The sequence below is a fragment of the Allocoleopsis franciscana PCC 7113 genome (genome assembly GCF_000317515.1).
Classification (GTDB): domain Bacteria; phylum Cyanobacteriota; class Cyanobacteriia; order Cyanobacteriales; family Coleofasciculaceae; genus Allocoleopsis; species Allocoleopsis franciscana.
In genome coordinates, this window is record NC_019738.1 from 4,243,384 (window position 1) to 4,262,526 (window position 19,143).

General features: G+C 46.5%; 19 protein-coding genes. 6 read left to right on the forward strand and 13 right to left on the reverse strand.

The genetic code is table 11. The features are described 5' to 3' along the window. Window positions 1–186: 186 nt before the first annotated feature. Entirely contained in the window at window positions 187–1,806 is a 1,620-nt protein-coding gene (abc-f, locus tag MIC7113_RS17635) for a ribosomal protection-like ABC-F family protein (RefSeq protein WP_015183524.1), read from the reverse strand. A gap of 418 nt (window positions 1,807–2,224) precedes the next feature. Here abc-f and MIC7113_RS17640 point away from each other — a divergent pair, with 418 nt between their 5' ends. Then, on the forward strand, window positions 2,225–2,773 hold the full coding sequence (locus MIC7113_RS17640) for an HAD hydrolase-like protein (protein ID WP_155898025.1): 549 nt from the start codon (window positions 2,225–2,227) through the stop codon (window positions 2,771–2,773). 4 nt (window positions 2,774–2,777) lie between these two features. Then, window positions 2,778–2,912, forward strand: a complete 135-nt coding sequence (locus MIC7113_RS38670) for a hypothetical protein (protein ID WP_015183526.1) — start codon at window positions 2,778–2,780, stop codon at window positions 2,910–2,912. Window positions 2,913–3,078: 166 nt separating this feature from the next. On the opposite strand, the gene MIC7113_RS17650 is transcribed toward MIC7113_RS38670, so the two are convergent. Next, window positions 3,079–4,041: an aldo/keto reductase gene (locus tag MIC7113_RS17650; RefSeq protein WP_015183527.1), complete on the reverse strand. Its 963-nt coding sequence runs from the start codon at window positions 4,039–4,041 to the stop codon at window positions 3,079–3,081. Window positions 4,042–4,157: 116 nt separating this feature from the next. Next, the gene (locus MIC7113_RS39025; protein WP_081594729.1) at window positions 4,158–4,400 is read right to left on the reverse strand and encodes a hypothetical protein; all 243 of its coding nucleotides are present in this window, start codon (window positions 4,398–4,400) and stop codon (window positions 4,158–4,160) included. A gap of 10 nt (window positions 4,401–4,410) precedes the next feature. Between MIC7113_RS39025 and MIC7113_RS17655 the strand changes: the two genes are divergently transcribed. Beyond that, entirely contained in the window at window positions 4,411–5,133 is a 723-nt protein-coding gene (locus MIC7113_RS17655) for a hypothetical protein (RefSeq protein WP_015183528.1), read from the forward strand. A gap of 353 nt (window positions 5,134–5,486) precedes the next feature. On the opposite strand, the gene hisG is transcribed toward MIC7113_RS17655, so the two are convergent. Beyond that, window positions 5,487–6,131, reverse strand: a complete 645-nt coding sequence (gene hisG, locus MIC7113_RS17660) for an ATP phosphoribosyltransferase (protein ID WP_015183529.1) — start codon at window positions 6,129–6,131, stop codon at window positions 5,487–5,489. 125 nt (window positions 6,132–6,256) lie between these two features. On the opposite strand from hisG, the gene rppA reads away from it, so the two are divergent. Continuing rightward, a complete protein-coding gene (rppA, locus tag MIC7113_RS17665; protein ID WP_015183530.1) occupies window positions 6,257–6,940 on the forward strand; it encodes a two-component system response regulator RppA in 684 nt (227 codons plus the stop codon). Window positions 6,941–7,176: 236 nt separating this feature from the next. Here rppA and MIC7113_RS17670 read toward each other — a convergent pair whose 3' ends face one another. Together MIC7113_RS17670 and MIC7113_RS17675 are read right to left on the reverse strand one after the other, a co-directional pair. Further along, a complete protein-coding gene (locus MIC7113_RS17670) occupies window positions 7,177–7,563 on the reverse strand; it encodes a nuclear transport factor 2 family protein (protein WP_015183531.1) in 387 nt (128 codons plus the stop codon). Window positions 7,564–7,612: 49 nt separating this feature from the next. Then, entirely contained in the window at window positions 7,613–8,956 is a 1,344-nt protein-coding gene (locus MIC7113_RS17675; protein WP_015183532.1) for an aromatic ring-hydroxylating dioxygenase subunit alpha, read from the reverse strand. A gap of 262 nt (window positions 8,957–9,218) precedes the next feature. On the opposite strand from MIC7113_RS17675, the gene MIC7113_RS17680 reads away from it, so the two are divergent. Then, entirely contained in the window at window positions 9,219–9,512 is a 294-nt protein-coding gene (locus tag MIC7113_RS17680; protein ID WP_015183533.1) for a hypothetical protein, read from the forward strand. On the opposite strand, the gene ptsP is transcribed toward MIC7113_RS17680, so the two are convergent. From ptsP to hpsN, 3 genes are all read right to left on the reverse strand, one after another. Continuing rightward, window positions 9,505–12,045 carry a phosphoenolpyruvate--protein phosphotransferase gene (gene ptsP, locus MIC7113_RS17685; RefSeq protein WP_015183534.1) on the reverse strand — a complete coding sequence of 847 codons (2,541 nt, stop codon included), beginning with the start codon at window positions 12,043–12,045 and terminating at the stop codon, window positions 9,505–9,507. The genes MIC7113_RS17680 and ptsP overlap by 8 nt on opposite strands. Window positions 12,046–12,341: 296 nt before the next feature. Next, a complete protein-coding gene (gene hpsO, locus MIC7113_RS17690) occupies window positions 12,342–13,514 on the reverse strand; it encodes a hormogonium polysaccharide biosynthesis glycosyltransferase HpsO (protein ID WP_015183535.1) in 1,173 nt (390 codons plus the stop codon). 63 nt (window positions 13,515–13,577) lie between these two features. Then, window positions 13,578–14,666 (reverse strand): hormogonium polysaccharide biosynthesis glycosyltransferase HpsN, encoded by a 1,089-nt coding sequence (gene hpsN / locus MIC7113_RS17695; RefSeq protein WP_015183536.1) that lies wholly within the window; start codon window positions 14,664–14,666, stop codon window positions 13,578–13,580. A 173-nt stretch (window positions 14,667–14,839) separates the two neighbouring features. On the opposite strand from hpsN, the gene MIC7113_RS17700 reads away from it, so the two are divergent. Beyond that, entirely contained in the window at window positions 14,840–15,340 is a 501-nt protein-coding gene (locus tag MIC7113_RS17700; RefSeq protein WP_015183537.1) for a DUF427 domain-containing protein, read from the forward strand. Between the two features lie 4 nt (window positions 15,341–15,344). Here MIC7113_RS17700 and MIC7113_RS17705 read toward each other — a convergent pair whose 3' ends face one another. From MIC7113_RS17705 to MIC7113_RS17720, 4 genes are all read right to left on the reverse strand, one after another. After that, the gene (locus tag MIC7113_RS17705; RefSeq protein ID WP_015183538.1) at window positions 15,345–16,373 is read right to left on the reverse strand and encodes an NAD-dependent epimerase/dehydratase family protein; all 1,029 of its coding nucleotides are present in this window, start codon (window positions 16,371–16,373) and stop codon (window positions 15,345–15,347) included. Between the two features lie 36 nt (window positions 16,374–16,409). After that, on the reverse strand, window positions 16,410–17,474 hold the full coding sequence (gene hemE, locus MIC7113_RS17710; protein ID WP_015183539.1) for a uroporphyrinogen decarboxylase: 1,065 nt from the start codon (window positions 17,472–17,474) through the stop codon (window positions 16,410–16,412). Between the two features lie 143 nt (window positions 17,475–17,617). Then, entirely contained in the window at window positions 17,618–18,565 is a 948-nt protein-coding gene (locus MIC7113_RS17715; RefSeq protein ID WP_041780969.1) for a S66 peptidase family protein, read from the reverse strand. A gap of 5 nt (window positions 18,566–18,570) precedes the next feature. Beyond that, the gene (locus MIC7113_RS17720) at window positions 18,571–19,041 is read right to left on the reverse strand and encodes a tetratricopeptide repeat protein (protein WP_015183541.1); all 471 of its coding nucleotides are present in this window, start codon (window positions 19,039–19,041) and stop codon (window positions 18,571–18,573) included. Between the last annotated feature and the right edge of the window lie 102 nt (window positions 19,042–19,143).

Here is a 19,143-nt window from a genome sequence, read left to right on the forward strand (position 1 = left end):
GATGGCTAAGGGTTTCGGATTTGTGCAGTAAGCCCTAAGTAGGTTAACATTAATATTTGTCGTTGAGGTAAGGCAGAAGGTAGAAGGTAGAAGGCAGAAGGCAGAAGGCACAGGGCAAAAGGAAAGAGAGTTTTATGCTCTTAACAAATGTTAAGATACCTGCGTTTATGGGTTCCTATCTACTGCTCAAACCTGATGCAGGTGATTCACTAATTCCTCGTAATATTCTGCCGTTTCATCCGGTAAATAATTTGTTCTTTGCAGCATTTGATCGCGCAAGCAATATGACTCCGTAATCTGAATACGGCTGAGAAAATCTAAATCGTGGGAAATTACCCAAAGTCCACCGTGATATTCATTCACCGCTTGCACCATCTGCTCCACGGTGGGAATATCCAGATTGTTCGTCGGTTCATCCAGAATCAGTAAATCAATTTTGGAAATTCCCAGCATTGCTAGCGCCAATCTCGCTAATTCTCCTCCACTCAACACCGATGCCGATTTATAAACATCATCATTGAAGAAGAGAAAATGTCCGAGTTGCTGTCGGATCAGTTGATACTCTAGCCCCAGATTCGCGGCTTGCATATTCTCCAAAATTGTAGAATTCCGATTCACCAATTCATAGGTTTGATCGAGATACACGACCTTCATCGTTGGAGAAACTAATACCTCACCTGATTCCAGAAAGGCGTGTGTTCCTTCCCTGTTGAGAATTGCTTTTGCCAAGCTAGATTTACCGGAACCATTTGCCCCAGCGATTGCAACTCGCTGTCCAGACGCTAGATGAAACTTAATGTTCTCGATCAACAGTCGATTAGCAACCCAAAGATTTGCCCCCTGAATTTCAATGAGATTTTTGTGTTTTTGACTGGTTTGTTCAAGCTGAATACTGGTTGCTTTATTCGTCCTAACTTTCGTCTCGACCACTTTTTGATCGGCATCTGAAATAGCTGCCTCATGTTTCTGCTTCAGTTTTCCAGCCGTCACTTCAGCTTTGCGCCTCAATCCTCCGGCTGCCATTTTGTCAATACTGCCACTTATAAATTTTTGCCGACCATTTCTCCGAGATTGGGCGGCGCGTTGCTGCTCTTGCATGGCAGCAGTTTTGGCACGTTTGAGTTCTTTTTTGGCAACTTCGTGCGAGCGCAATCTTGCCTCTATTTCTGCCTGCTTTTGCTCTCGATATAATGAGAAATTTCCACCATATACACTCACTCCATTAGGCGTCAATTCCCAAGTCGTCTCAACAACTTGATCGAGAAAGAAAGGCTTATGAGAGACAATTACAAACGCACCATCGAACGGCTTGAGAAATTGCGACAGTTCCTCCAGTGCCAGATAATCCATATGATTAGTCGGTTCATCCAGCAGCAGCACATTGGGTTGTTGGGACAAACCGATCGCCAAAAATAGCTTTGTTAGTTCGCCACCGCTTAAAGAAGTGATCGATAGAGACAAATCCAGCATTGTGTTGAACTGCGTCTCCAGAATATCGCTAATTTTCCACCACTCATCCGAGATGGAAAAAAGGAAATTTTGTATTGTATCCGCTTTGATTTGCTGTCGAATGGTGCTGATTTGAGGTAAATAGTAGATCGATGCATTGCGCCACACAGAACCAGCACTAGGGTTGATTTGCCCTGCCAGAATTTGCAGCAGCGTCGATTTACCCACTCCATTCGCACCGACAAGCGCCACGCGATCACCGACAGCAAGACTTAATTGCACATTTTTGAATAGGGTGCGATCGGGCGGAAGTTCATACGTCAAGCTATCAGCCAACAAATAGGGCTGTTGTGGCATATTGACCACCTCCAAGTTATAAATTGTTGAAAAGGTTCAGACAGGAATTGCTGGCAGCAGAACGTTATCTTGTGTTCGGTGCGTCACTGCTGCAATCCTATAAAAGATTTAGATTAGTTTTCGTTGTAGCGTCGTTACTTCATTTCTGGATTTTAGATCGAGGAATCCATATTACACGATATACTACATTAAAGGATTTGACAATTCCTTTCGCGGTCAAATCGTGTATTCACTAAAGTACGTTGCACAGTAGGGAGTAGGCTTCACTCTATCAGTTCACCTGATTGGGTGAAAATCTTAGTGAGCGTAAGATGGGATAGTAGGTAAATTAACTGTTTTTTCAAGAGGGCGTTTTCAATATTAATCAGATATGTATGCTGAAAGTGTTGAAGAAAACAGGGAATTTCATCAAAAAACGATGAGCTTATTACTAATAGATCTGGACGGCACACTCCGCGAACCCCTCAGCGGACAGCAACACTTCCAACATCCTAAAGATCAACGGATTATTGAAGGGACTGATATTGCCATTCGCGCCTACAAAGATGATTGGATTATTGTCGGCATCACCAACCAAGGTGGAGTTGCCGCAGGTCATAAGTCGATGCAAGACTGCATCAAGGAACAGCAATACACCCTTGAGTTATTCCCAGAGTTGAGAGAAATCTACTTCTGCCCCGACTTTGAGGGTAAAAAATGTTTCCGTGTCACCCGTCACAATGTTCATAACCACAGCCAAACCAAGTGGTCTGGACAGTATCGTAAACCGCGATCGGGTATGTTGCAACTCGCAATGGTCAGGCATAAACATACTCCGACCAATTCCCTGTATGTGGGCGATCGCCCCGAAGATGAAAAAGCTGCCCAACGAGCATATGTACCCTTTCAATGGGCATGGGACTGGACCTATGCAACATCAAAAGGCGATCGCTCCCAACCTCACAGAAGTACAATAACTCAAATATAGAGTCATGGAACGAGAGATTACAGATAGCAACGGCGTTACCTGGACATGTGTTCAAGCCTATTCTGGGCTTTCCAACAACGAAGAAAACCAGGATGCGGCGCAGGTGAAAGGACAAGAGGATAGCTACTGGGTCGTTTGAACGCCGAGTGGTGGTGCAAAGTCAGTGCGGCTCAAGCTTCAGGGCGAATGGGAAAAATCCTGCTCTAACGAGATGTTGCTCAATGAAATTCAAGCACAACAGGAGGTATGACCACAGCCACACCAAATGGTCTGGACAATAGTGTAATTCAATCCGATCTATTCGCTCACGCTGACATTAATTGCTGGATGCGCTCTGGCTCCTCTCCCAGCCAATCCGGATTCTGGGCAGTGCCGTCGAAGATTGATGAGGTTTTGAATGGCTCAAACTCGCCGCGAGATGCTGCTTGTGCCGTTTTTGCTAACAGCGATCGCACCTCTTGGTCATTCATTGGCTGGAATGTCTGCACGGCTTCAAACGCTTGATCGAGAATCTCCATGCTGTCAATTCCCGTAATCACAACCGATGTGGGCAGATTTAGGGCATAGTGTAGACACTCAATTGGGGTTACCGTATTTGACTGTAAAAGAATTCCGTTTGCCATGCTTTTCATGCCCAGAATACCGATGTTCTGTTTAACTAGTTCTGGCACAACCAGCTTCCCGAAGCTCCGGTAGTGAGCATCCATCACATTGAGCGGCATCTGAACCGCATCAAACTTAAACCCCTGCTGGGTTGCAACTTCAAGCATATGCAGATGAATCTGGGGGTCTTTGTGACCAGTGAAACCAATATATCGGAGCTTGCCAGCTTCCCGCGCCTCAATCAAGGCGGCATTTGCTCCTTCGGGGTCAAACACTCGATGCGGGTCTTCGTACCGGATGATTTCGTGGTGCTGGACGAGATCGATGCAATCAACTTGCAGGCGTTGCAGTGATTCATCTAGCTGTCTTGTGGCTTCTTTCTTGGAGCGACCGTCGATTTTCGTCATCAGGAACACTTTATCTCGGTAGCCATCGCGAAGCGCTTTCCCCATGCGAATCTCGCTGACCCCACCGAAGTAATCCCAACTGTTATCCATAAAGGTGATGCCACGATCAATCGCAGTACGAACAATCCGGATAGCCAGTTGCTCATCAACGTGCTTCAAGCTGAGGTGCCAACCCCCCAATCCGATCGCAGAAACTCTCTCTCCTGTACTGCCGAGAGTTCGGTATAGCATTTCTGAGTTTGACGTACTTTCTGACATCTGTTCTCCTTATCTGCCAGCTATTGCTTAAGTGCATCTAGCTATGAGCAAATTCAAACGCAAGGAAACGTTCACAACATCTTGCTAGAGACACACTAGAGCTGGGTATTGACAATTTAGGTGGTGTGAGGTAAAGGGTTGAGTTGATGAATTACGCGATCGCTCATCTGATCGCGCATATAGGGGTCGAGGCACAGGTAGATCGTGCGGTTGAGAACTTCGTCTTCCCCTGGTTCTGGGATTGGGGTTTCGACCAGGGCGAAATCACTCTCTTTCAGTTCCCCAAGTGGGCGGCTTTTGAGTAAGATTTGTTGGTCTTCAGAGCCAAGTTGAGCTAAAAGGTAATTATCGCAAAAAATGCATTAAGGTATGTGTGCGGAGCGAAACTCATACGATTGGCTAGATTTGTTTGCTGGTGGAGTACCAACAGCCCCTTTCTTTTTTGGTTACACTCTTGATGGGTTAGAGCAGCTTTATTTGGCACAATCAGATAGCCCTGGTGGTCGTCAGTTAAATGAATTGTGTGTGATTGGTCTTACATCCTACTTTGAGGCATTCTGTAAAGACCACTTTGCATCAATCATCAACATAGAGCCGTCACTGCTCAAGAATCTATCAAAGAATGGTCAGGATATTAGTATTGACCCAACTAAAGCACTTGAGTTGGGTCATGCTCTCTCTTGCAATATTGGTTTTCTTGTTACAGAGAAATATGATTTTGGCACTGCACAGAAAATCAATGCAATCTACAGGGCTTTACTCATAGTTTCTCCTTTTTCCAAGGATGAGATAAAGACTTACAATGATTTGCTTAGAGATCGCAATCTGCTAGTTCATCATGGAGGAACATATACATCTGCATACAGTGCACAAAATCGAAATCTACTTTTATCTGAAAGTAACCGTCCATTCTTTGATTCATTAGTTGTATCAAAAATATACATTGATCAGAAAGTTAATTTCATCAAAAAAATTGCCAGAAAAATGCTAAGAGCCTCTCACACAGCACTGATCAAGTATCTCGATGAGAATGGAATTGAACTTACAGAATGGAAAAAAAAGGCTGTAGACTCGTTTTTAGATGAGAAATAACCGTGACTATCCATGAATTTAGCTTGCAAGTTTGCACAGCTTAACACTGCAATGCAGTGGATAGACCGAAGTGCTTTCTGCTGCGTTATGAGCAGACTCTCAGGAAAGATATAAATTAGCAAAAACTCCTATGGGTAGGGGCATGAGGAACCCCTCTTTTGTTACTTTGGGGCTTATATTTCGGGTGAAGCATTCTTGAATAAAGATTCAATCTTGCCACAAACTTGGTGGCAAGATTGCTTCACTCCTACAGGTGTACTTTATTGATCTGAAATCCTAGGTAATGGGTAATGGGTAATGGGTAATTTTTTCTGGCTGTGGTACTTCGCCGCCCCCCCAATCCCCATTCCCGATTAAACCGCACTCAAGGTTAAGGCTTGCAACTGCTCTACCCAATGGCGGAGTTCATAGGTATTGAGGCGATAACTTAGAGGGTGAGCAATCAGCCGCGCTGTACTCTCAAACAAGATATCAATTTCAATTAAACCGTTTTCTTTTAAAGTCCGACCGGTCGAGACTAAATCGACAATGGCTTCTGACATCCCGGTAATGGGGCCGAGTTCCACAGAACCGTACAGGGGAATAATTTCTACGGGTAAATCCAGATTATTGAAGTGTTCGCGGGCACAATGTATAAATTTCGACGCGACACGACCGTGAGGTGGCAATTCTAAAGAACTGCGATAGGGACTGGAATCGCGTACTGCCACCGACATGCGGCACTTGCCAAAGCGTAAATCAGCGAGGTGAGCGACTTGAGAGGTCTTTTCCCGTAGAACATCGTAACCGACAATCCCTAACTGCGCTTGACCATATTCCACATAAACTGGGACATCCTGTGCTCGCACCAGCAGGGCTTTGGCAATGCCGGTAGGGTCTTGAATCTGGAGTAGGCGGCTACCGGAGTCCAGAAAAGCACTAAAATCTAAGCCGACGGCTTGTAGCAGCTTGATGCTATCGATCAGAAGTGCGCCTTTGGGTAATGCAACAGTCAGCATAGAAATATTGGCTCAATTTGAAATAGTGCATTCATGCCTGAAGCATGAGCTACCTATAATATTGGCAACTTATCACGAATTGCAGTCAGGACTACAAAAAGGTTCTTGGACTCCCTTCACAAACAATGCGAATCCTTTTAGTTGATGATGAAATTGAGCTAACTGAACCACTGAGTCGAGTGTTAAACCGTGAGGGTTACGCGGTTGATGTGGCTTATGATGGGGCGACGGGAAGTGAGTTAGCGTCCGGCAGCGATTATGACTTGCTGATTTTAGATTGGATGTTGCCAAAGCTGTCGGGATTGGAACTTTGCCAACAGTTGCGATCGCAAGGGCGAACGACACCGGTGCTTTTCCTCACCGCGAAAGATACCTTGAATGATCGAGTCGAAGGATTAGACGCCGGTGCTGACGATTATCTGGTTAAACCCTTTGAACTGCGGGAGTTACTCGCCAGAGTCCGCGCCTTGTTGCGACGTTCGGCGGCAACCGATAGCAGTGCGCCCCAACGTCTGCGGGTTGCCAACCTAGAACTGGATTTGGAAAATCAGTTAGCTTATCGCCATGGACGTTTAATTGAACTCTCAGAAAAAGAAAGTCAGTTACTCGAATTCTTTATGCGCCACACGGGTCAATTGTTGACCCATGGGCAAATTTATCAGCATCTATGGGCAGAAGATGAACAACCCAGTAGTAATGTGGTCGCCGCATTGATTCGTTTATTGCGACGCAAAATTGAGGGCAAAGGTGAAATTCCTCTGATTCACACGGTCTATGGGAAAGGCTATCGTTTTGGAGATAGCAGCTAAGCATAAATCAACATCCAAGTTATTGGGTAATACAGGAATTAAGCTGTGATGCATCAATCTAAATTGCATACTTTGGTAAGGAGATAAAAACGGTTCTGCCTTCTGCCTTCTGCCTTCTGCCTTCTGCCTTCTGCCTTCTGCCTTCTGCCTTCTGCCTTCTGCCTTCTGCCTTCTACCTTCTGCCTTCTGCCTTGCCTCCTCCAATTTAAATGCCCATTAGCTTAGTGATTGATTGACTAACCTCTCAGTTGAGCAATCATTAAGGCTGGATTCCAGTAAGCACGAGTCGTTTGAATCTTGCCTGCTTCATTGAACTCGAAGATGGTAATTCCTTCAAAAGAGACCGATTTTCCACTCTTGCTCTTCCCCTGAATTGTCCACTTTACCGCTGCCTCATTCTCCGCCACACAAATATACTCGGTTGTTGGTTCTAGTTGCTCAAAAACACCTTGTAATTGCCCAAAAAATTCCCGAAATCCTTCATGGATTTTTGTCGGTGGATGTCCCACGGGGTCGTAACTGATGGCATCCTCTGCAAAGTAATCAACCCAGCCTTCTGGATTCATGGTTCCCATTTGGGCAAAGTAAGCAGAAACAACGGCTTCAATGGCTTCTTTTGACATGTTATTTACAAGAATTTCACCTAATGACGAATGGGAATTAATGTTGATTCTAGAAGCGCTCAAACTTAGTTTTTAACTTCTCAGCTAAAGCTGCTAGAGCAACCGCAGATAGAGAGAATAAAACAACAATCAGTTGATTTCTAGAATCGTCAGTGATTATAGCCAAAGCGGCTAGAAAAATAGCAATCACCACAAAAGTTTGTTTCAAACTCCTGCTGAGCTGATAGGCTCGATGGCAAGAACTACAGAGTTCAGTATGTCGCAAAGACCGCTCTATCGGCATCAAATTGGGCTGGCAATCCTCTGTATTCTGGCTAACTTTTGAGGTAGTATATCCGCGATAAAAGGGCAAAGAAGATCCATATCGATCGACCCACTGACGATAGGCGATCGCAAAGGTATCACATGTCTCAATAGGAGCATACACTTGCTTGATTGTTTGACCCAGCCGCTCAACTTCTTGCTGTTGTCCTAGCAGTTGTGCCAAGTCTTCTTCTAAAATTTTGTTCTGTTTTAAATGAATCCACCAGCGGGGCATCAGTTTAACGGGCAACGTGACAAAATTACGATAGCTTCGCGTGAGAATGCGGCATCTTCCCTTACCCAAAGGGAAGAAATAAAATGCCTGTCCAAAAAACCATCCTTTCTCTGGAATCGGAAAGTGTAAATGAGCGAGGGATGGCACTATAAAATCAAGGTTCCTCCAGGTTTGATCGGGGAGTCGAGTTTCACGAAACCTGCCCCGAAATCCCTCAACCGAACTTTCAATGATTTCCATTTCTAACGGTTGGGCTTTTTCCCGATTCCCTTGATTGCCATGATGGGCGATGTGAATATGAGCGGGATCTAGCATATGTTCAATAACATAGCTGATGTCGCATGAAAGTTCCGTGATTTTATCGGAATAAACAAATCCAGGTTTGCCTAATTTCGGGATAGTGGGAATCCTGTCTTCATCAGCGGCTTCAGCGTTTCCCGCCCACATCCAAATCATGCCTTGACGTTCGATTACTTTAAAGGATTGTACACAAGCCTTAATCGGAATTTTGGCATCTGTTGGTAATTGAGGAATATGCAAACATTGACCCTCGCTGCCAAATTGCCATCCGTGGTATAAGCATTCAATTTTGCCGTCGAGGATTTGTCCATCGGAGAGTTTAGCCGCACGGTGAGGGCAACGATCTGTTAAACAGATCAATTTTTTATCCTGATTTCTAAATAGGACAAAGGGTTCATCGTAGAGAGAAAAACTATAAGGACGATTTTCTGGCAAGTCTTGCACAAAGGTAACAGGATACCAACATTGTCTCCAGTTAAATTCTTCCTCCTGTTCAGCTAGCGGTAAAGTGGCAGTGGGTTGTGCTGCCTGTGGGGTTTTGATCTCAACGGTCATGGTTAATATCCGGACTGTAGTATTTATACTTATTATATTAAAACTTCGATCTTCCTACTTCAGGTGACCTCTTCTATTTAATTTAATCGGTGAAACCCCTATTAACTCAGATATAAATCAGATAAGTATCAGGATTTTTATAATTCAAGTCAGTGAATTAACCTCAATAAGTTAATTTTTTTATAAATTATTCAATTTTAGTTCTTTACGTGCTAAGTATTAAGGGGTAAATAGCGATAAAGACCTCAACAGGAAACCGCTGATGTTCCAAGCCAGATTGAGCGACGGCGAAACCAAAGAATATACAGATCTATTAGACCACAACGGGTTAGATTGGTGGGCTATAAGGGGAAGTGAGTGGACGGCAACCATTAGTGAAGAATGCTTAGCGGTGGCTCAGCAACCTTTGGAAAGAGGCAAGTCTGGCTTAACTCGTGACATTGTTTTATTAGGTGTTCTAACAGCGATCGCCTTATTAGGAGCTGCTACCTGGACTCAGTCTCCAGTAGCCTCTGGGATACCTCAAGAAAATGGGCAAATCGCGGCTGCTAAATAATGAGCCTGCCAGCTTTCTGAGCGACATACTCTCGGACGGCTTCAGAGGAATCCAACTGCAACACGTCACGAGCGATCGCTTGTGCTTCCTCGATGCTTAACCGCCCCACAGCCGCCTTGATAGCGCCAATGGACGGCGGATTCATACTCAACTCATCCACTCCCAAGCCAACCAAAATTGGTGTAGCCAGTGGCAATGAGGCTAATTCACCACACACCCCCACCCCAATTCCAGCCTGACGCGCCGCTTGGATTGTCTGCTGAATCATTCGCAGCACGGCAGGTTCAAAGGCATCCGCGAGAGTAGCGACTTTGGGATTGGTGCGATCGCTAGCCATCACATACTGGCTTAAATCATTCGTGCCAATGCTGAAAAAATCCACTTCTGCTGCCAATTTCTCTGCCATCGCCACAGCGGCGGGGACTTCTACCATCATTCCCACTTCCATAGATTCATTGAAGGGAATACCCGCCCGATACAGTTCCGCCTGCGCGGTGGCGAGAATCTCTTTAGCAGCGCGAATCTCCCTGAGGCAGGCAATCATGGGAAACATGACTTTGATCGGGTAGTGATGCGTTGCTCGCAGAATTGCCCGGAGTTGAGTTTTCAGGACATCGGGAGAATCCAACAAAAAACGAATGCCTCGCCATCCGAGGAAGGGATTGGGTTCTGAGGCTAAATTCAAGTAAGAAAGTGGCTTGTCTCCCCCGATATCTAAAGTGCGGATAATCAGGGGACGGGGCGATAACATAGAGGCGATCGCTTCATATTGTTCCACCTGTTCTTCCTCTGTGGGTGAACTCTCGCGATCGAAATAGAGAAACTCACTCCTGAGTAATCCCACACCCTCCGCACCATTTGCCAAAGCCACTCGCGCATCGGCGATTCCACCAATGTTTGCCACAATTTGAATCAGCCGCCCATCTTGAGTTACGGCGGGTTGCTGTGCGGCTGTTCTTTGTTCCTGTTGTATGTATCGCTGTCGATCGCGTTTAGTCTGTAAGTCTCTCAATTCGGCGTCTTCCGGTTGCACCCACACCTGACCGGTTTCTCCATCTAGGGCGATTAGGGTGCCATCCTCCAAACTCAACAATTCGACATCGACGCCCACTACGGCAGGAATACCGAGCGATCGCGCTAAAATTCCACTGTGAGAAGTTGCACCGCCTGCGATCGTACAAATCCCTAAGACTTTGTGGGGGTTTAAGTGTGCTGTCTCCGAGGGCGTTAAGTCCGTGGCAACCAAAATCGCTGGCTGGGTGAAATCTAGGGGTGTGGATGTTACGCCCGTTAGCAGCCGTAGTACTCGCAGCCCCACATCCCTGACATCAGCGGCGCGTGCCTTTAAGTAGGGATCTTTCAACGCTTCGTAGGAACGTACAGTACGAGCAACGACTACCTTCCACGCCGATACGGCATCCAGAGTATAGTCAAAAATTCGCTGACGTGCCGCTTCTACGATCGCGGGATCGGACAAGCACAGCAGATGGGCATCGAAAATAGCCGCTTCTTCTTCTCCCACTTGCTCTGCAACTTGGTGGCGCAATGTCTGGAGTTCTTGACAAGCGGTGGCGATCGCATCTTGCAACTGTTCCCATGACTCATGAGGATTGTCTCCTAGATGCTCTGTCACCTCTGCCACAACGGGTTGATACAAGACTATCGGGCCAATGGCAATACCGGGAGACGCCGGGATACCCCAGAGTTGACTGTTTGCCGTTGTGAGTGTTTCGGGCACAGGGGTTGCAGCCAACGCCCCAGAAGTAGCTTCGCCAAAGTTGGAGAGGACGAGTCGCTGCAAAGCGGCTATAGCGGCTGTGGCATCGGAACCTGTGGCGGCGATCGCGATTTCATCTCCTTGATGCACACCCAGCGTGATCACCTGATTAATACTTTTACCATTAACGAATTGGCTACTTGCCGTCACGTTTTGCACAGTGATCTGAGACTGAAATCGACACGCAATGGCAACAAATTTAGCCGCAGGACGAGCATGAAGCCCCATCTGATTTTGCACAGTAAGATGGATTTCTTGCGTCGCTTGCCCTGTTAGGGTTGAAGGTTGAACTTGGGAAGATAGGTTACAACTGCCAACGTTCAACTCTGGTGATTCCTCACTCCTAACCCCCAACAATTGAGCCGTTTTTGCCGTTAGCGCCCCTCGTGCTTCAACGAGGACTTGCTCAATGTTAGCGCCATTGGCGGCCTGAACGGCAGCGGCGAGGGTTCCTTCCACTAAAGGCGCTTCGCACAGTCTTACCCTATCCCGTTGGTGTTCTGGCAGAAACTCCAAGGCCATTTCCGCGCTCAGAATCGCACTGCCCAAATCCATTAAAACAATCACCCCTTCATCTGTGTAAACCGACTCAATCGCTTGATAAATCTGCATTGCATCGGTGCCAAAGGGATTTTCTGGGTCATCAATTCCGGCTGCAACGGCGCTTCTGATTGCACCTTGAACCATTTGCTGCGCGAGTTCCTGAACTCCATCTGCCAGCTTTTTGCTGTGAGATACGATAACAATTCCCACCATAATTAATATTGCTATGACTATGATTTAGATGACCCAGTCTTGAATTATATTGTCAGTCAACAATAGATATGACGAAATTACCTAATAATTCCTTATACAACAAACCCGAACAAAAAAGGCGTTAGACCCGATTTACTCGCAAGAGAGCGAGCGCATCGGGAACGAAACTTACACGTTCTGGACAAATACTCTTACTGACTGAATGAACTCAACCCGATGAACTATTCGAGGCATAACTAAGCCTAATTTAATCAACCTAAATCTGGATTATGACCCAATTTGCTATATACATACACTTATGTTACTAACAATTTTTTATAAAAATCTAATTGTTGTTTTGCTAAGGCTTTATTGGTATACCAAATCATGGCTCGTTCATAACCCAATTGAGCTAGATGATGGGCTAATTCAGGTTGCTCCATGAGTTGCTGCAAACACTTCTGTAGCGCGGCTACATTTCCTTCCGGAAAAACTAAACCCGCATCCGCAATAACATGGGGAATTTCCCCAGAATTAGAACCAATCACGGGGACTTTCGATGCCATGGCTTCAATGAGAACATGTCCAAACTGCTCTTTCCAACCTGCTGCTGTTAGGGTTTTAAATTGAGAATTTGTTTCTGAAGGCAGCACCAAAGTATCCATGACATTAATATAGCGAGGTACCTCCTCATGAGGAACGCTTTCGACCCAAATAAGCTGATTTTTGATGCCCCATTCAGTCGCTTTATTCATTAGGTCTAATTGTAAAGGGCCACGTCCAAGCAGCAGCCACTTCCAAGAGCGTCCTTGTAAACCAACAAGGGCTTTACCTAAAGTTAGTAAGCCTTTTTCTGCCACAAATCGTCCGACGAATCCTATTACAAAATCATCAGATTGAATGCCCAATTGGCTTTTTAATTCTAGCTGGGGCTGGGAGCAAAACCGATTTTCATCTACACCTAACTGGGGCATCACTTTAATCGCTCCCTGGTAGCCACGTTGTCGCAACACTTCTGCTGCATCTTGATTGCCAGCAATCACACCGTGAGTATTTTGGAGATTATAAGCTTCCAGCCAAGATACAGGAAATTTCAGTTGATAAGGGAGATTCCACCAGGTAAAGAACAGATTTTTGGCTTGCATTCCCAATAATTTATTCAGAGAAATCAGTTGAGCGTAGCCTAAGGCTTTAGCTCCTTGTTCAACTTGAATGATTTGGGGTCTAAACTGACGTAATAAAGGGATGATATCGGCTCCAAACGTGAGCAAACTCTGGTTATTTTCACTGAAGTTAGAGATGGGAACAATCCGAAAACAGCCTTCTTGACGCGGCTGAGTTGCAATGATTTTGTTTTGAACGCCGCCGGGACGCCAACGACAGGGCACAACGACAGTCACTTCGAGGTTAGGTTCTAAGCTGGCTAATGCCCTTAATTTCTCGCAGTTAAGGTCAACAACATAGGAATGACTGACGACTAGAATTCTCATTCTTACAGGATTGCAGGTTAACTAAACTTTCAACTTGCAACGTTCCAACGTTCAACTTTTCTATTAACTTTCAACGCTTAATTCATCCGATTGAGTGTAGATTTGACCCCTGTTCCAACTAGATTGAATGAGAGTACACAGAGCGTTGAGAAAGCCTAAGCTATAGAAAGCGCCACGGCTGATAATTTTGATCGGAGAGCTACTTTTGTAACAGGGCGGATGTCCTAAAACGTGGCAGTCAAACAAGCGACTATACAAGCGTAGCTGCTCAAAGGGGGTGAGGTTTTTGAGTGCCATCAGAAAGTGGTTGTGATAGAAGCTGAGCTGGTACTGGAGCGATCGCATACTAATATCATGACAGCCACCAGTCTCTTCCCCTAAGTGCACTAAATAGGCGTCGGGGTCATACCAGATTTGATACCCTGTGCGGCGCAATCGCAAACAAAAATCTGACTCCTCCCGTACCGCACTCCCCCGAAATCGTTCATCAAACAGCAGTCCATGTTGAGTGAAAACTTCACGACGGAAGGACATATTGCAGCCTCTCGCGGAAATGACACGCTGAGGCTTAACGGTGTGAACTAAATCAATATAGTACCAGGCAATGCCAGGGTCCATCGCTTCCGGGGGTAAGTCCTCAATTTGGGATTGGGAATGGGTTATTGGAATTGGGGTCAACTCTGCGATGTTCCCTGGTTGTGTCCCCAACGCGGCGTTTGTTTCTGTGTATTCCTTGCCGCCACTCCCCAATCCCCAGTCCCCTTTTTCCGTCAACTTCATGCGGTCAAACACTCGCCCTGCCACAGCCCCAATTTCAGAGCGATGATAGTTACGAGCATGAGCTTTTAGACATCCGATAGGCATTTGCACATCATCATCGATAAATAGAACAATTTCCCCTGACGCCCGTCGTACCGCATAATTGCGTGCTCCCGGTAAACTCGCCCACGCTACGCGGAACCACTGAATCTTGTGGTTATTAGCCAGTTGCTCCAAATAGGACTGGGTTTCGGGTTGATGAGTGGGGGATTGATCGACGACTAAGACTTCAAAGGCTGGATAATCTTGCTGGAGTACATCTTCGAGCGTATCGCGTAAGGGTTCTTCCCGTCCGTAAGTGGGGATAATTACCGAAATCAAAGGCCAATTCACGGTTGTTGCCTGTGTTGGTTGTGGAGTAGGAACGATTCGAGCTATCGACTCCTGCCAAAAGGCTAGCTTAACATTTCAAAAAAATTACAGGTCTGGGGAGACGGTACGCAAACCCGATTAGAGCACGACTCCTTTAAAATAAGCGGTGTGACACCAGCAGGACAACTCAGAGCATGAATACTCGCCGCATTGAACCCCAACCCGGACAAGAATCGGTCTGGGATTATCCGCGTCCACCCCGCTTAGAAGACTCACCCAAACATCTCCAAATCGTATTTAATGGAGTTACTTTAGCAGATACCCATCGGGCTAAACGTGTATTAGAAACTAGCCATCCGCCTGTTTACTACATTCCTCCTGAAGATATTCAGATGGAGTATTTAGTAGTAGTAACCGCTAATCAAGGGTCATTTTGTGAGTGGAAGGGTCGGGCGATTTACTATAGTGTTGTCGTTGGTGAAAAACAGGCGGTCAATGCGGCTTGGTCTTATCCCAATCCCACACCGACTTTTGCTGGGATTAAAGATTATTTAGCATTCTACGCCCATCTGATGGATGCCTGTTATGTTGATGGCGAACAAGTGCAACCGCAGCCGGGAAATTTTTACGGCGGTTGGATTACTCAAGACATTGTCGGGCCGTTTAAAGGGGGTGCTGGAACGTGGGGTTGGTAAGTTGTTAGCTATTTTCTCTTACTTCTGGCTCTGACCGCACCACCCCTGAATTTTTAGCTTCACGAATACCACTGATTCTTAAAACATCCGTTAAAGTCTTGCAATAAGGTTCTAAACCTAGAGTTGCAGGATTGATCGGGTTTTGATAGGTAAAATGCCGATAGCTCATGCTAAACCGATCCCATGCCGCCATTTGAATCCGGAACAAGACAATTAAAATGTCGGCAAGCCAAGGGGATAAAGGGATGCGAAAGTAAATTTTCTTACCCAAATAGGCACATACTTCTTCTACCGCCTGATTCACGGTTAAGGGCGCATTTCCCAAAACCAAGCGTCTGGTTGACTGCATATCAGGTTCTCCAAACCAAGCGGGTTCGGGGGGATGATCAACCAGATATCGCACCACCTGAGCAATATCTCGTCCGTGGATAAAATGAAAGCTGGCATCTGCTTTAAACCAGCGAATCAGGTCTACCCATTTCACCACATCTCTAATCCCCGATGAGATATGGGAATAGGGTTTGTTGGCGTCTCCTCCTAATACTAAAGTGGGAAACACAGTGGTAATTTTGGGAGCGATCGCTAATTTCGGTAACTGCACTAAACATTGGTACTTGGAACGGATATATTCCGTCCCCAGTTGACCGGATTCTCTGAGGATTTGATTATTCCGATCTAAAACACTCGCCGTGGAAAAGTAAATCACTTGCTCACAAACGGACGGGTCAAGCAATTCCATTAACCGCATAGTTTTGACAACATTAACGTCAAAGGTTTCCTGTTGTCCTCCCCAAGCGGTTGCTGCCAGGATTGCCATGTTCATCGTCTTGAGCAAGTCAGCAAAGCGTTCAATCTGGCGCAAGTCTGCTTGTAAAATTGTCACACCAGGACGAGCTTCGTAGTCAAAACCCAGTTTATCTGGATTTCTGACTAACAGATACAGCTCGTGTTCCGTTTCCTGAATCAAGGCTTCGGCGATGTAGTGACCAATACAGCCACTGGCACCCGTCAAGAGAATCCGCTTGGGGGTCATGGAATTTTAGAGGTTGGAGATTGGATTTTCGATTAACTAATAGCTAGGAACAGCGAGTAATTGATCGGCTTGTTTGGCAGTTTCAAAGAAGAATCTCACATTGTCTTCGGGGGTTCCCGGTAAGACGCCGTGACCAAGGTTAAAGATATGACCTTTTTTGCCGGCTTTCCGAATTGTATCGAGGATGCGATCGCGGATAAAGTCTTGCGACCCAAATAGGGCACCGGGGTCCATATTGCCCTGCACGTTAACATCCCAGCCCAATCGTTGCCGCCCTTCCGCCATATCCACTGTCCAGTCTAAGCTGACAATATCGACGCCCGATTTGGCCATTCGTTCCAGTACGCCAGCGCTTCCGCTGATGTAGAGAATCATGGGTGTATCGGGATGGGTTTGTTTGACTTGCTGTACCACTCGTTGCTGATAGGGTAAGGCGAAGGTGTCATAGTCTTGGGGACTGAGTTGACCGGCCCAAGAATCAAACATTTGCACGACCTGAGCACCATTATCAATTTGATAGCGCACATAAGTGGCGATCGCATCGGCTAATAACCCCAGAAACTGATGCAGCATGGTGGGTTCTGAGAACGCCATGCCTTTAATAATCGAGTAATTTTTGGAGCTTTTCCCCTCAATGGCATAAGCGGCTAGCGTCCAAGGAGCACCGACAAAACCCAGAACCGTGCTTTGATTGCCCACTTCCCGCCGCAACGCCTGCAAAATCTCTCCCACAAACGAGAGTTTGTCTAACTCTAAAGGATGCAATTTGTCAAGCTGTTCTTGGGAGCGAATCGGGGGGTCAATAATTGGCCCTTTGCTTTCGATAATGTCGAAGGGAATACCCAGCCCTGGCAGCGGAGTGAGAATATCGGAAAACAAAATCACCCCATCGGGCTGAAACGCCTTCCAGGGTTGCAGGGAAACTTCAATCGCAATTTCTGCAATTTCCGAGCGGTCGCGGAAACTTGGATATTTATCCCGTAAATCCCGATAAGCTTTCATATATCGACCCGCCTGCCGCATCATCCACACCGGCGGACGGTCTAATTGTTCACCACGGGCTGCCCTTAATAGGTAGGGAATCTGGGTTCCTCCAGTCATCTAATCTTTACCCTAAATAATTTTTAAATGCATTTGTTAGCTTATCATTCTCAGATTGTCACTGTTAGCTTCAGCAAAATTGAGCATTGGAAATGGGAAATGAAAGCAGGAAAGAATGGCGAAAAACAAGCTAAATTCGCCCCTTAGCTCTTTGTAACAGCTTGGAACATCTCCTCACCCCAAGTCAGGGTACCCCCGTCAGCATCGAGTTCAACCGGTTGCCCTACAGGAAGAGCCGCATTAGCACCTTCGTGACCAAAGGGGAGGTCACTGACAATGGGGATACCCAGGTCACTTAAGCGATCGCGCAATACTTCTTTTACAGTCCAGCTCGGTATATCTTTGGGTGGCTCACAGCGACTGAAACGCCCCAAAGCAATGCCTCGAACCCCTTTCAATGCACCACTCATCCGCCACTGAGTCAACATGCGATCGATGCGGTAAGGCGCTTCTGTCACATCTTCTAAGGCTAGAATCACCCCTGCGAGCGGGGGTTGTACAGGGGTTCCCAAGAGGTGAGTGGCAACGGTGAGATTGGCGGGTAACAGAATCCCCCTCACTGTTCCACCCCCCCAGCCAACGCCTGACAAGGGTTCGAGGGGGCGTCCTTCCACACAGTCAAACAACCGTTGGAGCGACCACTCAGGCTCTGCGGCGAGGGTGGTCAAAACTGGCCCATGCACCCCGCAGATGCCAGATCCATAGAGACTCCACAACAAGCCTGTGATATCCGAAAAGCCAATCAACCACTTATGGATGGGGGAGGGATGAGTTTCTAAAGACCACGTCCAGTCTTCTAGAAGTCGGGCGCTGCCATAGCCACCCCTGGTACAGAGAATGCCACGACATTCGGGGTCTTGCCAAGCTTGTTGTAATTGCTGGCGTCGTTGGCTATCTTTCCCTGCGAGATAACCTTCCCTGGCATCCCAATGGGGTTGGAGTTCAACTCTGTACCCCTGGCTGCGCCAAATTTCCACACCCTTGTGGAACGCCTCGAACTCTCGTAAGGCTCCACTGGGAGTAATCACTCGCAGTAAATCTCCGGGTTTCAGCGCAGGGGGTCGCTGGCTTAGTCGATTATGATGGGTCATTCCTGTTAACTCAACCGCGCGGTACATTCGAGAATCAATTTTTGATTGACCAAAGCATAAGGCTGAATAGCTAGAGCTTTGCGAAACGCTTGGATGGCGGCTCTATACTGTCCCAAGGCGGCATAGCATAAACCCAGACCATGCAGTGCGCCAAAATGAACTGGATTGAGCTTGAGAACTTCCAGGCAATCCGCCTGCGACTTTTGATATTCTCCTAGGAGGTAGTAAAGAACAGCGCGTCTATTCCAGGCTTCGGCGAAATCGGGGAGATCGTCAATCAGTTGGGTGAGCAACGCTTCAGCCTGCTTCACATTCCCGGCAGTAAACAGAGTTTGACTACGTTCGAGGCGCTCAAACCCATATTGTCCCTTTTGCTGAAACCAGATACGCCATAGTTCTTCTGTTGCCTGATTGCGAACGTCCTCGTCAGGATTTTTCAAGTCTTCTAATAAAGCATTAATTAATTGTTCATTCATGAATCGGCTGTCCTGTGTGGGAGCGTTGGTCAACTGAGTTTTGTAATGATTGTCTACTCTCCTCGCTATTGCTTTGATGGGAGCTCTCTCAAGAGGTGTTTT

Bases quoted from the DNA above. Each gene is read 5' to 3' on its own strand.
- abc-f (WP_015183524.1), bottom strand. From the start codon at position 1,806: ATGCCACAACAGCCCTATTTGTTGGCTGATAGCTTGACGTATGAACTT.
- MIC7113_RS17640 (WP_155898025.1), top strand. From the start codon at position 2,225: ATGAGCTTATTACTAATAGATCTGGACGGCACACTCCGCGAACCCCTC.
- MIC7113_RS38670 (WP_015183526.1), top strand. From the start codon at position 2,778: ATGGAACGAGAGATTACAGATAGCAACGGCGTTACCTGGACATGTGTT.
- MIC7113_RS17650 (WP_015183527.1), bottom strand. From the start codon at position 4,041: ATGTCAGAAAGTACGTCAAACTCAGAAATGCTATACCGAACTCTCGGC.
- MIC7113_RS17655 (WP_015183528.1), top strand. From the start codon at position 4,411: ATGTGTGCGGAGCGAAACTCATACGATTGGCTAGATTTGTTTGCTGGT.
- hisG (WP_015183529.1), bottom strand. From the start codon at position 6,131: ATGCTGACTGTTGCATTACCCAAAGGCGCACTTCTGATCGATAGCATC.
- rppA (WP_015183530.1), top strand. From the start codon at position 6,257: ATGCGAATCCTTTTAGTTGATGATGAAATTGAGCTAACTGAACCACTG.
- MIC7113_RS17670 (WP_015183531.1), bottom strand. From the start codon at position 7,563: ATGTCAAAAGAAGCCATTGAAGCCGTTGTTTCTGCTTACTTTGCCCAA.
- MIC7113_RS17675 (WP_015183532.1), bottom strand. From the start codon at position 8,956: ATGACCGTTGAGATCAAAACCCCACAGGCAGCACAACCCACTGCCACT.
- MIC7113_RS17680 (WP_015183533.1), top strand. From the start codon at position 9,219: ATGTTCCAAGCCAGATTGAGCGACGGCGAAACCAAAGAATATACAGAT.
- ptsP (WP_015183534.1), bottom strand. From the start codon at position 12,045: ATGGTGGGAATTGTTATCGTATCTCACAGCAAAAAGCTGGCAGATGGA.
- hpsO (WP_015183535.1), bottom strand. From the start codon at position 13,514: ATGAGAATTCTAGTCGTCAGTCATTCCTATGTTGTTGACCTTAACTGC.
- MIC7113_RS17700 (WP_015183537.1), top strand. From the start codon at position 14,840: ATGAATACTCGCCGCATTGAACCCCAACCCGGACAAGAATCGGTCTGG.
- MIC7113_RS17705 (WP_015183538.1), bottom strand. From the start codon at position 16,373: ATGACCCCCAAGCGGATTCTCTTGACGGGTGCCAGTGGCTGTATTGGT.
- hemE (WP_015183539.1), bottom strand. From the start codon at position 17,474: ATGACTGGAGGAACCCAGATTCCCTACCTATTAAGGGCAGCCCGTGGT.
- MIC7113_RS17715 (WP_041780969.1), bottom strand. From the start codon at position 18,565: ATGACCCATCATAATCGACTAAGCCAGCGACCCCCTGCGCTGAAACCC.
- MIC7113_RS17720 (WP_015183541.1), bottom strand. From the start codon at position 19,041: ATGAATGAACAATTAATTAATGCTTTATTAGAAGACTTGAAAAATCCT.